Source organism: Kitasatospora sp. NPDC091276 (genome assembly GCF_040684355.1).
In the GTDB taxonomy this organism is placed as follows: domain Bacteria; phylum Actinomycetota; class Actinomycetes; order Streptomycetales; family Streptomycetaceae; genus Kitasatospora.
This window is the reverse complement of the sequence record NZ_JBFBFU010000003.1, coordinates 77,743-91,985: the sequence shown is the minus strand read 5'-3', so window position 1 is coordinate 91,985 and position 14,243 is coordinate 77,743. Positions and strand designations below refer to the sequence as shown.

The following is a 14,243-nucleotide window of genomic DNA, read 5'->3' as shown; positions in this document are numbered from 1 at the left end:
GCGGCCGACTGCATGCGCTACGTCATGCGGGAGGGCCGCACCGGTCCGGTACGGCCCACCCTCACCCCGATCGTCAGATGGGGTTACTGGCTGTTGATCGTCCAGCGCGGGCCGGACGGGGTGTCCTCGATCACCAGCCCGGCCAGGCCGAGCTGGTCGCGGATGGCGTCCGCGGTGGCGAAGTCCTTGCGCTGACGCGCCGCCTGCCGCTGGTCCAGGACCAGGCGGACCAGCGAGTCGACCACACCGTGCATGCTCTTCATTGTCCCAGGCTCGCCGCGCTCCGACCCTGCCCACTGCGGGGCGAGCGGGTCGAGACCCAGCACTCCGAGCATCGCACGGACCTCGGCCAGACGCGCCACCGCGTTCTCCTTGTCGTCCGCGTTCAGGGCGCTGTTGCCCTGGCGGACGGCGGTGTGCACGACGGCGAGCGCCTGCGGAACGCCCAGGTCGTCGTCCATCGCCTCGGCGAAGGCCGGCGGCACCTCGGGGGCGGCGTCGACCGCCCCGCAGCGCTCGACGGTGCGCTGGATGAAGCCCTCGATCCGGCCGAACCCGGCCTCGGCCTCGCGCAGGGCGTCCTCGCTGTACTCGATCATCGAGCGGTAGTGCGGGGTGCCGAGGTAGTAGCGGAGCACGATCGGACGCCAGCGCTGGACCATCTCGGAGACCAGCACCGAGTTGCCCAGCGACTTGCTCATCTTCTCGCCGGCCATGGTGACCCAGGCGTTGTGCACCCAGAAGCTGGCGAAGGCGTCGCCGTAGGCCTTGGACTGGGCGATCTCGTTCTCGTGGTGCGGGAAGATCAGGTCCAGCCCGCCGCCGTGGATGTCGAAGGCCGGGCCGAGGTACTTGTGGACCATCGCCGAGCACTCCAGGTGCCAGCCCGGCCGGCCACGGCCCCACGGGGTCTCCCAGCTCGGCTCGCCCGGCTTGGCGGCCTTCCACATCGCGAAGTCGCGCTGGTCCCGCTTGCCGGTCTCGCCCTCGCCCTCGGGCTGGCGCAGGTCGGCCAGCTTCTGGTTGGAGAGCGCGAGGTAGTCCGGGTACGACTTCACGTCGAAGTAGACGTTGCCGTCGGCCGCGTAGGCGTGGCCCTTCTCGATGAGCCCCCGCATCATCTCGACCATCTCGGGGATGTGCCCGGTGGCCCGCGGCTCGACGGTCGGCGGCAGGCAGCCGAGCGCGGTGTAACCGTCGTTGAACGCCCGCTCGTTCTCGTAGGCGATCTGCCACCACGGGATGCCGAACTCGCGCTCCTTGGCGATCACCTTGTCGTCGATGTCGGTGACGTTCCGGGCGAAGGTGACCTGGTAGCCGCGGTAGGCGAACCACCGCTGCATGATGTCGAAGTTGAGACCGGACCGGATGTGCCCGATATGAGGCGCCGACTGGACGGTAGCGCCGCACAGGTAGATCGAGACACAACCCGGTACAAGCGGGACGAAGTCGCGTACCTGGCGGGTGCTGGTGTCGTACAGGCGAATGCTCACAGCGTCAAGCGTAGTGGGCAGGAGGGGGTGCCCCGCGACATTCCCCGGGAATGATATGCCCCACTCCCGGGGAACCACGGGCCGCGCGGGCCGGTCAGATGTTGCCGACCACCTTGCGCGGGCTGAGCCGGACGACCACCCGGACGTCGTCCGGGCCGTCGAACCCGTACTCCTCGCCGCGGTACTTGCGGGACAGTTCGTTGATCAGCTCCCGGCCGCCCTCGGTGGTCATCGTCGCCGAGCCGCGCACCTCGACGTACTCGTACGGGTTCTCCGGCGGGTTGACCACGAGCGAGATGCGCGGGTCCCGCACCAGATTGAGGTGCTTGCGGCGGCCCTGGACGGTGGAGAACAGGATGTCGTCGCCGTCCCGCGTGACCCAGACGACCGAGGACTGGGGGCTGCCGTCGGGCTGGATCGTGGACACCACGGCGAAACTCTTGCGGTCGAGCAATTCCTTGGCGGGGCCAGAGAGTTCGACGCCCATCGAGAACCTCTTCTCATCGTCGGCGGTACGGCCCGAGGGGAAGCCCCGCCCGGGCCCGGAACCGCACACTACCGACCGATCCACCGCCACGCCGGGTGAACACTCGTCAGGGCCCGTCTATTCCGGCCCTGCTGACCGCGCCCGGCTCAACGCCGTTCGTACACCAGGGCCGTGGCGATCGCGGCCAGCCCCTCGGCCCGGCCGGTCAGGCCCAGGCCGTCCGTGGTGGTGCCGGACACCGACACCGGCGCACCGGCCGCGGCCGACAGCGCGGCCTGCGCCTCGGCCCGCCGCTTGCCGATCTTCGGCCGGACGCCGACCACCTGGACCGCGATGTTGCCGATCTCGAAGCCCTCCGCGCGCACCAGCCGGGCCGCCTCACCGAGCAGCTTCACCCCGGAGGCGCCGGCCCACTCCGGCCGGTCGGTGCCGAAGTGCGCGCCCAGGTCGCCGATCCCGGCGGCCGAGAACAGCGCGTCGCAGGCCGCGTGCGCGGCGACGTCGGCGTCCGAGTGCCCGGAGAGCCCGACCCCGGCGTCCGGCCACTCCAGTCCGGCCACCCAGAGCGGGCGGCCGGCCTCGAAGGCGTGCACGTCGGTGCCGATGCCCACGCGCGGCAGCACGGGGGCCGGGGCCTGGTCGGCGGGCGTCAGCGGGTCAGTAGGCATCGGCGGCCCTCCGGCGGGCGAGTACGGCCTCGGCGAGCACGAGGTCCAGTGGACGGGTGACCTTGAACGCCTCCTCGTGGCCGGGCACCACGACGACCTGGCCGCCGTAGCGCTCCACCAGGCCCGCGTCGTCGGTGACCGGCGGCGCGCCGTCGGCGCCCGCGGCCTCCTCGGCCAGCGCCTTGGCGTGCACCCCGACCAGAGTGGCCCGGTCGAAGCCCTGCGGGGTCTGGACCGCGCGCAGGGTGGCCCGGTCGGGCGTGTCGAGCACCGGCTCGGGGCGGCCCGGGCTCGGCTCGACCCGCTTCACCGTGTCGGCCAGCGGCACCGCGGGCACCACCGCCCCGGCCCCGGCCCGGACGGCGGCCGCCACCGCGTCCACCACCTCGACCGGGACGAGCGGGCGGGCCGCGTCGTGCACCAGGACGATCTCCACCTCGGCCGGGATCGCGGCCAGGCCGAGCCGGACCGACTCCTGGCGGGTGGCGCCGCCGGCGACCACCCGGATGTCCTTGCCGTCCAGCCCGTGGCTGTCCAGCAGGGCGACCACCTCGGCCACCCCGTCGGCGGGCGCGGCGACCACGACCAGGCCGACCGCCCGACTGCGGGCCAGCGCCCGCACGGCGTGCACCAGGAGCGGCACGCCGCCCAGTTCCCGCAGGGCCTTCGGGGCACCGGGTCCCAGCCGCTCACCGCGTCCGGCGGCGGGCACCACTGCTGCTGCGACTGCTGCTGAGGCGTTCAGGTTTCACTCCTTCGGAGAAGTGGGTATGGCCTTGGCGTGCCCGGCGGGCGCTACGGGCCCCTTCCGAAGAATTACGGTCCAACCGTCCGCCGCACAATCCCGCAGAATCGGTCTTGCAGGACGGAAAACGGTCTTGCCGGGCCTGGACCGGCTCGGGGGCGTCGTCCGGACACGCCTCAGCGCCCGAAGTGCCACTGCACCACCCCGGGACGCTTCGTCCTGGGAGCGGCGCGCCGACACCGGGCGCTGTGAGCGGTGGGCGGCAGCCCGACTGCGCTACGAGGCCAGCACCTCGTCGAGCAGCGTCTCCGCCTTGTCCTCGTTGGTGTTCTCCGCCAGCGCGAGCTCGCTGACGAGGATCTGGCGCGCCTTCGCGAGCATCCGCTTCTCGCCGGCCGAGAGGCCGCGCTCGCGCTCACGGCGCCAGAGGTCGCGCACAACCTCGGCGACCTTGATAACGTCACCAGAGGCGAGCTTCTCCAGGTTCGCCTTGTAGCGACGGGACCAGTTGGTCGGCTCTTCGGTGTACGGTGCGCGCAGCACCTCGAAGACCCGGTCCAGACCCTCCTGGCCGACTACATCGCGCACGCCGACGAACTCCGCGTTCTCAGCGGGCACGCGGAGCGTCAGGTCTCCCTGCTGCACCTTGAGCACCAGGTAGGTCTTGTCCACACCTTTGATCTGGCGAATTTCGATGGCCTCGATCAGCGCGGCCCCGTGATGGGGGTAGACCACCGTGTCGCCAACCTTGAACGTCATGTGACAGGACCCCTTCCGTGGCTTTCCAGAATAACACGCTTTTCAGCGCACCCGAAGGGCGTTTTCGCAGGTCAGGGCCGGTCTCGGGGCTTGACAAGGACCCCCATGACGTGCTGCGACCGGTGTTCGAGGGAGGCTTCCCGCAGGTCGGAGGCGGTTCCGGCGTTCGGCGAAACCTTGCGCAACACCCTGGAAACCATGATTGGATCTTGGGTTTTCACCGTTTATCGGGCCGTATCCGCATCGTTATTCGATCTTGGTCGAAGCTTGTCCCGAGAGTGACCCGGACACGCCACAAGTGCGGCCGGACGGCCGCCCCGCGAACCCCGGGAGTGCGACACGGGGACCACCCCGTGAGGAGCGCATAAGTGAGGTCGATAATCTGAGACCTGACCTATCGACACGTTGACTTAGGAGAAGCCGCCGCCGTGAGCCGCAGCCTTCGACGCGGCAGCATCGCCGCCATCGCCGCCATCGCCATCGCCTCGCTGTCGTCCTGCGCCGCCGGCAACACGCCGGACACGCTGCAGGTCAAGCCCGACAACGCGGCGGCAACCCTCGGAACGAACCTTCGGCTGAACAACATCGTGGTCGTCACCGGGGACGAGTCCTCGGGCGAGCACAACGGTCCCGCCAACGTGACCGTCAACATCGCCAACACGGGCAGCACCCCGGCGGAGCTGCAGTCCGTCACCGTCGGCAACGGTGCCACCGCCGCGTTCTCCGACGCCGCGGGCGCCCCGCTGTCCACCATCGTCGTCCCGGCCGGCGGCGCCGTGGCGATCGGTGGCGAGGGCAACCCGTCCGCCAAGGTCGCCTCGGTCGGCGTCCAGGTCGGCGGCTTCGTCCCCACCTCGTTCACCTTCAAGGACGGCCAGAAGGTCGACGCCCAGGCCGGCGTGAGCCCGAACAAGGGCCTCTACAAGGGCTTCGGCCCGACGTCGGCCCCGGCGGCCGTGCCCACCAAGGGCGCCACCGCCGCCGCGACCACCCCGGCCGCCGGCACCACCACCCCGGCCGCCCCGGCCACCACCGGTGCGGCCACGCCGTCCGGTGCCGCCACCCCGGGTGCCACCCAGTCCGCCGGCGCCCACTGACGCACCACATGGTGTCCGGCGGGCCCTCCCGGGCCTGCCGGACACCAACGCGAAGGCCCCCTCCGGCGACTGCCGGCGGGGGCCTTCCGCGTCTGTCCGCGCCCGCGGTTTACGGCTCGAACTTGTAGCCCAGGCCGCGGACCGTGACCAGGTAGCGCGGGGCGCCCGGGTCCGGCTCGATCTTGGCCCGCAGGCGCTTCACGTGGACGTCCAGGGTCTTGGTGTCGCCGACGTAGTCCGCGCCCCACACCCGGTCGATCAGCTGCATGCGGGTGAGCACCCGGCCCGCGTTGCGCAGCAGCATCTCCAGCAGGTCGAACTCCTTCAGCGGGAGGTCGACCTTGGCGCCGTCCACGGTCACCACGTGCCGGTCGACGTCCATCCGGACCGGGCCCGCCTCCAGGGCGCCCGGGCCGCCGCCGTTCTCGCCGGCACCGCCGTCCTCGCCGCGGCGGCGCAGCACCGCCCGGATCCGGGCGACCAGCTCACGGGTGGAGTAGGGCTTGGTGACGTAGTCGTCCGCACCTATTTCCAGACCGACCACCTTGTCGATCTCGCTGTCCTTGGCGGTGACCATGATCACCGGCACGTTGGAACGCACCCGCAGCTGACGGCAGACCTCGGTGCCCGGCAGGCCCGGCAGCATCAGGTCGAGCAGGACGAGGTCGGCGCCGTTGCGCTCGAACTGCTCCAGGGCGTCGGGGCCGGTGGCGGCGACGGCCACCTCGAAGCCCTCCTTGCGGAGCATGTACGACAGGGCGTCGCTGAACGACTCCTCGTCCTCGACCACCAGTACTCGGGTCACGATCAGGCCTCCGGGGCAAGCTGGGGGGTTGCGTCTGACAGGGGGTGTTCCCGCTCCCCCGTGGGGAGCGGACGGTCCGTGCGGCCTGTGGTGGCCGTCCGGTCCGTGGTGAGGGTTCTGGTGGGCGAGGCGGCGGCGCCACGGCCGCCGGTGGCACCGCGGGTGCCGAGGTCGCCGGTGTCGTCGAGGTCGTCGCCGTCCTCGGCCTCGGGCGCCTGCCCGGCGGGCAGGCGGATGGTGAAGGTCGAACCCTGGCCCTCGACGCTCCACACCGAGACCGTGCCGCCGTGCGAGGCGGCGACGTGCTTGACGATGGACAGGCCGAGGCCGGTTCCGCCGGTCGCCCGGGAGCGGGCCGGATCGACCCGGTAGAAGCGCTCGAAGACCCGCTCGCGGTCCTTCTCCGAGATGCCGATGCCCTGGTCGGTGACCGAGATCTCGATCAGCTCGCCGTCCGCCTCCCCGAGCGCCGCGGCGCTGGAGATCCGGCGGGTGGCGATCGCCACCCGGGTACGGGGAGGACTGTAGTTGACGGCGTTCTCGACCAGGTTGCCGAGCGCCGCGGCGAGCTGGCCGCGGTTGCCGTGCAGGTAGAGCCCGGCGATGCCGCCGGCCGTGATCAGGATCTGCTTGGCGGCGGCCTGCTGGCGGCAGCGGTCGATCGCCTCGGCGATCAGCTCGTCCACCGCGACGGGCTCCGGATCCACCATCAGCCGGTCGTCCTGCACCCGGGAGAGGTCGATGATCTCCTGGACCAGGCTGGCCAGCCTGGTCGCCTCGATCTGCATCCGGCCGGCGAAGCGCTGCACCGCCTCCGGGTCGTCGGACGCGTCGGCGACCGCCTCGGAGAGCAGCGACAGGGCGCCCACCGGGGTCTTCAGCTCGTGGCTGACGTTGGCCACGAAGTCCCGGCGGACCGCCTCCACCCGGCGGCGCTCGGTCTGGTCCTCGACCAGCACCAGCACCAGCCGGGAGCCCAGCGGGGCGACCCGGACGGAGACCGCGAGCGGCTCGCCCGCACGGGCCACGCCGGGGCGGGGCACCTCCAGCTCGACCTGGCGGATCTCGCCGTCCCGGCGGGTGGCACGCGCCAGCGAGAGCATCTGGTCCACGGCGACCGCGCCGCCGCGCACCAGTCCCATCGCGTACGCCGCGGAGCTGGCCTTGACCACCTCGTCGCCCTCGCCCAGCACGATCGCGCAGGAGCGGAGGACGGAGAGGACGGTGTCCACCCCCGGCGGCAGCGGGGGCTCCGGGGTGCCGGCGCCCAAGCCCTGGTGCCGACCGTGGTGTCTGCTGCTGGTGCCGCCGTACCTGCCCCTGGCCTGCTCGCGCTCGCTCCAACGGAAGGCGATGGAGGCCGTGAGGCCGACGCCGAGCCCGGCTATGGCGCAGGCAGCGGCGGCGGCCACGTTCACGTCCATGTGGCCAGCGTAAGCGCACGGCCAGGCCACTCCCCAAGGGCCCGATCAAGGCATCGGCCACGCGTTGCCGAGAATTCACCTTCACGTGGCCGCTGATTCACCACACCGGCCGTGCATCGTCGCCCGGACGGCCCAGAGTTGGCCATGCAGCCCGTGTGGGAGTGGGCGGCGGGCCGAACCACCGGCCGCCGTCTCAGGTGTGCGCGTACGATTCGCGCCACCAGCAGCGGTCACCCGGACGACAAGACGATCGTCGGACGGGCCGGCCGGTCGGCACCGCCACCGACACAGCTACTGAGGAGAGAGCATGCGCGACGCGTACCACGAGGAACTCGATGCGATCGGCGACAGCCTGGTCGAGATGGCCCGACTGGTCGGCTCGGCCCTGGGCCGGGCCACCACCGCACTCCTGGACGCGGACCTGGCGCTGGCGGAGAGCGTGATCGCCGCCGACGAGAAGATCAACGACCTCCACCACGAGCTGGAGAACCGCGCGATCGACCTGCTCGCCCGCCAGCAGCCGGTCGCCACCGACCTGCGCATCGTCGTCACCTCGCTGCGGATGAGCTCCGACCTGGAGCGCTGCGGCGACCTCGCCCGGCACGTCGCCAAGGTCGCGCGGATGCGCTACCCCGACTCCGCCGTGCCCGGCGACCTGCACTCCACCGTCCTGGAGATGGGCCAGCTCGCCCAGCGCCTGGTGGCCAAGACCGGCCTGGTGATCGCCACCAAGGACGTCGACAAGGCCCTGGAGCTGGAGCAGGACGACGACGCCATCGACTCCCTGCACCGCGAGCTGCTGTCGCACCTGATCGACGACCGCTGGCACCACGGCATCGAGACCGCCGTCGACATCACCCTGGTCGGCCGCTACTACGAGCGCTTCGCGGACCACGCGGTGTCGGTCGCCAAGCGCGTGGTGTACCTGGTGACGGGCGAGCACGTGGCCGAGTTCGTGGCCGCCTCGGAGGCCGCGGCGGCGGAGTGACCTCGTGCGGGTGCGGTGCGGCCGCCTCGGGGCTCGGCGTCTCGGGGCTCAGGCTCAAGCTCGGGGCTCGGGGCTCGGGGCTCGGGGCTCGGGGCTCGGGGCTTCAAGGGGCGGCCGCTCCCCCCGCGGGGTGAGTAAACCTGCGACAGGGGTGGTGGGGGCGCACGACGCCCCGTACATCCCACCACTGCGCGCCTGTTGACGCTCCCTCCGATCGGCGGCTTCACTCGACGTTGGGGGCACAGGACTGTGCCCGTCACTAGGAGGGAACAGCTCGATGAAGGCCAACCCCACCCGACCGGCACGCGCCCACGAAACCGTCGAGCCGCCCACCCCGAAGCTCCTGCCCGTCCTCGCGGCCGGCTGCGGCTGCGGCCCCGGCTGCGGCTGCGGCTGCCAGTCCGGCGCGCCCTGCCAGTGCGGCGGCGCGGACGGCGGCTGCTGCGGCGGCCACTGAGCGGTCCGCCGCCGAGGAGTTCCCGAGGTGCACGGCCTTCCGTCGGCCGTGCACCTCGTTGCGCGTCCTGGTGCCGCGCGTCCGCGGCACGGCGTCACCGTGCCGCCCCGGGCGTCAGAACTGGACGTCGGTGCAGGAGTAGAAGGCGTTCCCGGTGTCGGCGATCGTCCAGACCGCGACCACGACCTGGTGGCCGGTGCGCCCGCTCGGGACGGTCGCGGTGTGGCTGAGCGTGCTGGGCACCTGCTTCCCGCCGTACGGGGCGATCAGGAAGGGCGTCAGGTCCAGGCTGTCCCGGGTGACCGGCTGGCTCGCGTCGTAGCCCGGCTTGGTCAGGTAGTAGCGGAAGTCGGTGGTCGCGTGCCGGGCGGTGAACGTCCAGGTGAAGGTGAGCTGTTGCCCCGCCGTCACCGCGGTGGTCGGCCAGGCGCCGCCGTGCGGGTCGTCCAGCTCGGCGAAGCGGGAGTTGCCGCCGGCGCAGATGGTGCCGTCGGCGGGCCCGGCGTTCGGGAAGCCCTTGGGGCCCTCGACGCTCTGCGGCTCCCACTGGATGTCGCCGCAGTCCCACGACACCCCGCCCGCTCCGCAGAGCGCGGCCCTGCTGGGCGGCGTCGAGATGTACCCGTGGGACTGCGCCGGGACGGCGAGGGTGAGCGGCACCGCGAGGGCGGCGACCACCGCCCCGACGATGTGACGTGTGCGCATGATGCTCCTCCGTGGGGGTGGATGGAGAGTGCGCCGGGACGCAGACGCGCGCGCGTGGGGGTGCGGCGGCCGGGACGGGGAGATCCTTGGCATGCCTGCGGCAGTCCGGCGCCCTCACCGTAGGAGCGGACTCCGCCACCCGTCAATGGTCTGAACCACTATTGGGACGAGCCCGGATCCGGCCGCCGAATCCGGACTCAACTCGACTTCCGCACAGGCCGGTTGAACGACGAAGGCCCCGCCCCCGGCGAACCGGGAGGCGGGGCCGTTTCGCCAGGCGGGTTACTTCTTGCCCTGGTTCTTGACCGCCTCGATGGCCGCGGCGGCAGCGTCGGCGTCGAGGTAGCGGCCGCCCTTGGTGACGGGCTTGAAGTCGGCGTCGAGCTCGTACACGAGCGGGATGCCGGTCGGGATGTTCAGGCCCGCGATGGCCTCGTCGGAGATGCCGTCGAGGTGCTTGACCAGCGCGCGCAGGCTGTTGCCGTGGGCGGTGACCAGGACGGTCTTGCCGGCGGCGAGGTCCGGGACGATGGCGTCGTACCAGTACGGGAGCATCCGGTCGACGACGTCCTTCAGGCACTCGGTGCGCGGACGCAGCTCGCTCGGGATGTCCGCGTAGCGGGCGTCACCGGCCTGCGAGTACTCGGCGTCATCGGCCAGCACCGGCGGCGGGGTGTCGTACGAGCGGCGCCACAGCTGGAACTGCTCCTCGCCGAACTCGGCCAGGGTCTGGGCCTTGTCCTTGCCCTGGAGCGCACCGTAGTGTCGCTCGTTCAGGCGCCAGCTGCGGCTGACCGGGATCCAGTGGCGGTCGGCCTTGTCCAGGGCGATCTGCGAGGTGCGGATCGCACGGCGGAGCAGCGAGGTGTGCAGCACGTCCGGGAACAGGCCCTCGGCGGCCAGGAGCTCGCCACCGCGCGCGGCCTCCTTCTCGCCCTTCTCGTTGAGGTCGACGTCGACCCAACCGGTGAACAGGTTCTTCTGGTTCCACTGGCTCTCGCCGTGGCGGAGCAGGATGAGTCGGTACGTCGTGTCAGCCATGGCCCCCAGCTTAGTGGAGGCAGGAAAAGCGCTGGTCCGGACCTACGACAGATGTGTAATGTGTGCACCGCCTATCTGACACTTACATACGTCGGCTGACCGGACCTGCCCGTGCCGCTCGGCGGACGCCTGCCCCGGGAGCCCCCCACATGCCCGTCGCCCTGTTCACCAACCCCCGGATCCGAAAGCTGATACAGGAGACGGTGGGCGGGCTGCCACGGGAGTTCTGGTGGCTCTGGGTGAGCACGCTGGTGAACAAGCTGGGCGCTTTCGTGCTCACCTTCCTCGCGCTCTACCTGACCACCAACCGGGGGTACTCGGCCTCCTACGCGGGCCTGGTGGCCTCCCTCTACGGCCTCGGCTCGGCGGTCGCCGCGATCGGCGCCGGCGTGCTGACCGACCGGATCGGCCGGCGCCCGACCCTGGTCGCCGCCCAGCTCGGCACCGCACTGTTCACCGCCGTACTCGGCTTCACGGACGGCCAGGTGGCGATCGCCACGGTGGCCTTCCTGGTCGGCCTCTGCAACAACGCCACCCGGCCCGCGACCTCGGCGATCATCGCCGACCTCGTCCCGGCCGAGGACCGGGTCCGCGCGTACTCGCTGAACTACTGGGCGATCAACATCGGCTTCGGCCTCTCCGCCGCCGTGGCCGGCCTGATCGCCACCCACGGCTACCTCACGCTCTTCCTGCTCGACGCGCTCTCCACGCTGGTGTGCGCGGTGGTGATCTTCATCCGGATCCCCGAGACCAAGCCGCAGGACTCGCCGCAGCACGGGAAGGGGACGGACGAAGCGACGGTCGGCCTCGGCGCGGTGTTCCGGGACGGGCGGTTCATGGCCGTCGTCGGGCTCAACCTGCTGCTCGCCCTGATCCTCCAGCAGGGCAGCACCACCCTGGCCGTCGACATGGGTGCCGCGGGCATCAGCTCCACCGAGTACGGGCTGGTCATCGGCCTGAACGGGCTGCTGATCGTGGTGCTCCAGATCCCGCTCACCCGGTGGATGGAGGCCCGCTCCCGGACCGCCATGCTGATAGCCAGCTGCCTGATCACGGGCTGGGGCTTCGGGCTGGCGGCGCTGGCCGGGTCGTCCGCGTGGCTGTTCGCCCTCTCGGTGGCGGTCTGGACGGTCGGCGAGGTCCTGAACGCGCCGACCATCATGGGACTGGTCGCCGAACTGGCGCCGACCCACGCGCGCGGCCGCTACCAGGGCGTCTACTCGCTCTCCTGGTCGCTCGCCTCGTTCCTCGGCCCGGCGATCGGCGGTCTGCTGCTGCAGCACGCCGGCTCCGCGGTGCTCTGGATCGTGTGCGGGGTCTGCGGCACGGTCGCGGCGGCCGGGCACGTGGTGCTCGGGCGGCGCACGGACGCGACGGCGGGCCGCGCCGGGGCGGTGCCGGAGGTCGCGGTGACGGAGGTGCCGGTGACGGAGGTCCCGGTGACGGAGGTGCCGGGGGCCGAGGTGCCGGGGCCCGAGGTGACGGAGCCCGCCGCGGAGAAGAAGGCTCCGGCGGGCATCTGAGGGCGCCGGCCCCGCTGCCGGGTCAGTCGGCCGCCGGGGCGGCCAGGTGGGCGAAGGCGGCCAGGTTGCGGGTGGACTCCCCGCGCTTGGTCCGCCACTCCCACTCGCGCCGGATCGCCGAGGCGAAGCCCAGCTCCAGCAGGGTGTTGAACGGCTCGTCGGCGTTCTCCAGCACCGTCCCGAGCAGCCGGTCCACGGCGTCCGGGGTGAGCGCCTCCAGGGGCAGGCGGCCGGCCAGGTAGACGTCGCCGAGCGGGTCGATCGCGTACGCGACGCCGTACAGCCGGGTGTTGCGCTCCAGCAGCCAGCGGTAGACGGCCTCGTGGTTCTCGTCCGGTCGGCGGATCACGAAGGCGTTCACCGACAGGGTGTGGTCGCCGACCCGCAGCGCGCAGGCGGTGCTCAGCTTGCGGGTGCCCGGGAGCGCCACCACCAGCGTGTACGGGTCGGTGGCGGCGGGCTCCCAGGCCGCTCCGGCGTCGTCCAGGGCGGTGCGCAGGAGGGTCAGGGCCTCGTCCTTGGTGCGGATTGCCATGGGGGTGACGTTACTCGGCGGTACCGGGGGCGCGCACCAGCGGTGCGTGCCCCCGGCCGCCGCAGTCGGGCCGCAGTCGGCTCGTGGTCAGGAAGCGGTCCGGCCGCGGTCAGGCCGCGGTCAGGCCAGCCGCCGCCGGGCGGCGGCCAAGCGGCCGGCCGGGCGGGCCAGGCTGCCGGCGTACACCTCGGCGGTGCCGGCCGCGGCGGTGTCCCAGCCGAAGCCGGCCGCGTGCCGGGCCGCCGCCGCGCCGCGCCGGGCGACCAGGCCCCGGTCGGTGACGTACGGCTCCAGCGCGTGCGCCCAGGCCGCCGGGTCGTGGCCGTGCACCAGCGTGCCCGTCTCGCCGTCCCGCACCGCGACCGGCAGGCCGCCGACCGAGGCCGCCACCACCGGGGTGCCGCAGGCCTGCGCCTCCAGCGCGACCAGCCCGAAGGACTCGCTGTACGAGGGCATCACCAGCGCCGTCGCCGCGTGGTACCACTGCGCGAGCTCGGCCTGGCCGACCGGCGGGTGGAACCGCACCACGTCGCCGATGCCCAGCTGGGCGGCGAGCTTGTGCAGGCTCTCCGGCCGGGCTAGTCCGGTGCCGGACGGACCGCCGACCACCGGCACCAGCAGGTGCTCGCGCAGCCCCGGGCGGCGCGCCAGCAGCTCGGCGACCGCCCGCAGCAGCACGTCCGGGGCCTTCAGCGGCTGGATCCGGCCCGCGAAGAGCAGCACCGCGGCGTCCTGCGGCAGGCCCAGCCGGGCCCGGGCGGCGGCCCGCGCCGACGCCCCGCCGGGGCGGAAGACGTCCAGGTTGACGCCGGGGTGGACGACGGCCAGCTGGTCCGGCCGGGCGGCGTAGTGCAGCGCCAGCTCGGCGGCCTCCTCGGTGGTGTTGGCGATCAGCCGGTCGGCCGCCTCGACCACCTGGGTCTCGCCGATCACCCGGGCCGCGGGCTCGGGCGTGTCACCCTCGGCCAGCGCGGCGTTCTTCACCTTCGCCATGGTGTGCATGGTGTGCACCAGCGGCACCCCCCAGCGCTGCGCGGCCAGCCAGCCGACCTGCCCGGAGAGCCAGTAGTGCGAGTGCACCAGGTCGTAGTGGCCGGGGCGGTGGCCCGCCTCCGTCCGCAGCACCCCGTGGGTGAAGGCGCACAGCTGGGCGGGCAGGTCCTCCTTCAGCAGGCCCTCGTACGGGCCGGCGGTGACGTGCCGGACCAGCACGCCGGGGGCCAGCTCGACGGTGGGGGCGTCGTCCGAGCAGATCGCCCGGGTGAACACCTCGACCTCGATGTTGAGCGCGGCCAGGCGCTTGGCCAGCTCGACGATGTAGACGTTCATCCCGCCGGCGTCCCCCGTGCCGGGCTGGTGCAGCGGCGAGGTGTGGACACTCAGCATCGCTATCCGGCGCGGGCGGCGGCGGCCCGGGACGAGCGACTGGAGCCGGCCCCGCGCGGGCGCGGCGGGCTGGGCACGGCGTACCGAACGGACGGGGTGCTGGATCACCTGGCTGAAGCCTCCTCTGTGC

General features: G+C 72.4%; 15 protein-coding genes. 4 read left to right on the top strand and 11 right to left on the bottom strand.

Going from position 1 to position 14,243, the window contains the following annotated elements; genetic code table 11:
• Positions 1–83 precede the first annotated feature (83 nt).
• The 5 genes from cysS to AB0O19_RS04335 form a co-directional block, all read right to left on the bottom strand.
• Positions 84–1,493 carry a cysteine--tRNA ligase gene (gene cysS, locus AB0O19_RS04355; protein WP_363582347.1) on the bottom strand — a complete coding sequence of 470 codons (1,410 nt, stop codon included), beginning with the start codon at positions 1,491–1,493 and terminating at the stop codon, positions 84–86.
• 94 nt (positions 1,494–1,587) lie between these two features.
• Positions 1,588–1,980, bottom strand: a complete 393-nt coding sequence (locus AB0O19_RS04350) for a PPOX class F420-dependent oxidoreductase (RefSeq protein ID WP_063348796.1) — start codon at positions 1,978–1,980, stop codon at positions 1,588–1,590.
• A gap of 146 nt (positions 1,981–2,126) precedes the next feature.
• Complete coding sequence (gene ispF, locus AB0O19_RS04345; protein ID WP_363617734.1) at positions 2,127–2,648, bottom strand: 2-C-methyl-D-erythritol 2,4-cyclodiphosphate synthase; 522 nt, start codon at positions 2,646–2,648, stop codon at positions 2,127–2,129.
• Positions 2,638–3,393, bottom strand: coding sequence for a 2-C-methyl-D-erythritol 4-phosphate cytidylyltransferase (gene ispD / locus AB0O19_RS04340; RefSeq protein ID WP_363582488.1), 756 nt, complete (start codon positions 3,391–3,393; stop codon positions 2,638–2,640). Before ispD ends, ispF begins: the two co-directional genes overlap by 11 nt.
• 276 nt (positions 3,394–3,669) lie before the next feature.
• Positions 3,670–4,152 carry a CarD family transcriptional regulator gene (locus AB0O19_RS04335; protein ID WP_030244332.1) on the bottom strand — a complete coding sequence of 161 codons (483 nt, stop codon included), beginning with the start codon at positions 4,150–4,152 and terminating at the stop codon, positions 3,670–3,672.
• Between the two features lie 428 nt (positions 4,153–4,580).
• On the opposite strand from AB0O19_RS04335, the gene AB0O19_RS04330 reads away from it, so the two are divergent.
• Complete coding sequence (locus AB0O19_RS04330; protein WP_363617732.1) at positions 4,581–5,249, top strand: DUF461 domain-containing protein; 669 nt, start codon at positions 4,581–4,583, stop codon at positions 5,247–5,249.
• A 109-nt stretch (positions 5,250–5,358) separates the two neighbouring features.
• Here AB0O19_RS04330 and AB0O19_RS04325 read toward each other — a convergent pair whose 3' ends face one another.
• Positions 5,359–6,054, bottom strand: coding sequence for a response regulator transcription factor (locus tag AB0O19_RS04325; RefSeq protein WP_030061050.1), 696 nt, complete (start codon positions 6,052–6,054; stop codon positions 5,359–5,361).
• A 2-nt stretch (positions 6,055–6,056) separates the two neighbouring features.
• Positions 6,057–7,478, bottom strand: a complete 1,422-nt coding sequence (locus AB0O19_RS04320; protein WP_363617730.1) for an ATP-binding protein — start codon at positions 7,476–7,478, stop codon at positions 6,057–6,059.
• A gap of 307 nt (positions 7,479–7,785) precedes the next feature.
• On the opposite strand from AB0O19_RS04320, the gene phoU reads away from it, so the two are divergent.
• Together phoU and AB0O19_RS04310 are read left to right on the top strand one after the other, a co-directional pair.
• Positions 7,786–8,466, top strand: a complete 681-nt coding sequence (gene phoU, locus AB0O19_RS04315; RefSeq protein ID WP_350878362.1) for a phosphate signaling complex protein PhoU — start codon at positions 7,786–7,788, stop codon at positions 8,464–8,466.
• 277 nt (positions 8,467–8,743) lie between these two features.
• Positions 8,744–8,923 (top strand): hypothetical protein, encoded by a 180-nt coding sequence (locus AB0O19_RS04310; RefSeq protein ID WP_063348791.1) that lies wholly within the window; start codon positions 8,744–8,746, stop codon positions 8,921–8,923.
• Between the two features lie 114 nt (positions 8,924–9,037).
• Here AB0O19_RS04310 and AB0O19_RS04305 read toward each other — a convergent pair whose 3' ends face one another.
• Both AB0O19_RS04305 and AB0O19_RS04300 read right to left on the bottom strand, forming a co-directional pair.
• A complete protein-coding gene (locus AB0O19_RS04305; protein WP_063348790.1) occupies positions 9,038–9,628 on the bottom strand; it encodes a lytic polysaccharide monooxygenase in 591 nt (196 codons plus the stop codon).
• 282 nt (positions 9,629–9,910) lie between these two features.
• The gene (locus AB0O19_RS04300; protein WP_063348789.1) at positions 9,911–10,669 is read right to left on the bottom strand and encodes a phosphoglyceromutase; all 759 of its coding nucleotides are present in this window, start codon (positions 10,667–10,669) and stop codon (positions 9,911–9,913) included.
• Between the two features lie 149 nt (positions 10,670–10,818).
• On the opposite strand from AB0O19_RS04300, the gene AB0O19_RS04295 reads away from it, so the two are divergent.
• A complete protein-coding gene (locus AB0O19_RS04295) occupies positions 10,819–12,192 on the top strand; it encodes an MFS transporter (protein ID WP_363617727.1) in 1,374 nt (457 codons plus the stop codon).
• A 22-nt stretch (positions 12,193–12,214) separates the two neighbouring features.
• Here the strand turns inward: AB0O19_RS04295 and AB0O19_RS04290 are convergent, their stop codons facing one another.
• Positions 12,215–12,727, bottom strand: a complete 513-nt coding sequence (locus AB0O19_RS04290; RefSeq protein ID WP_363617725.1) for a YbjN domain-containing protein — start codon at positions 12,725–12,727, stop codon at positions 12,215–12,217.
• A gap of 120 nt (positions 12,728–12,847) precedes the next feature.
• The gene (mshA, locus tag AB0O19_RS04285; RefSeq protein WP_363582362.1) at positions 12,848–14,221 is read right to left on the bottom strand and encodes a D-inositol-3-phosphate glycosyltransferase; all 1,374 of its coding nucleotides are present in this window, start codon (positions 14,219–14,221) and stop codon (positions 12,848–12,850) included.
• Positions 14,222–14,243: the final 22 nt, after the last annotated feature.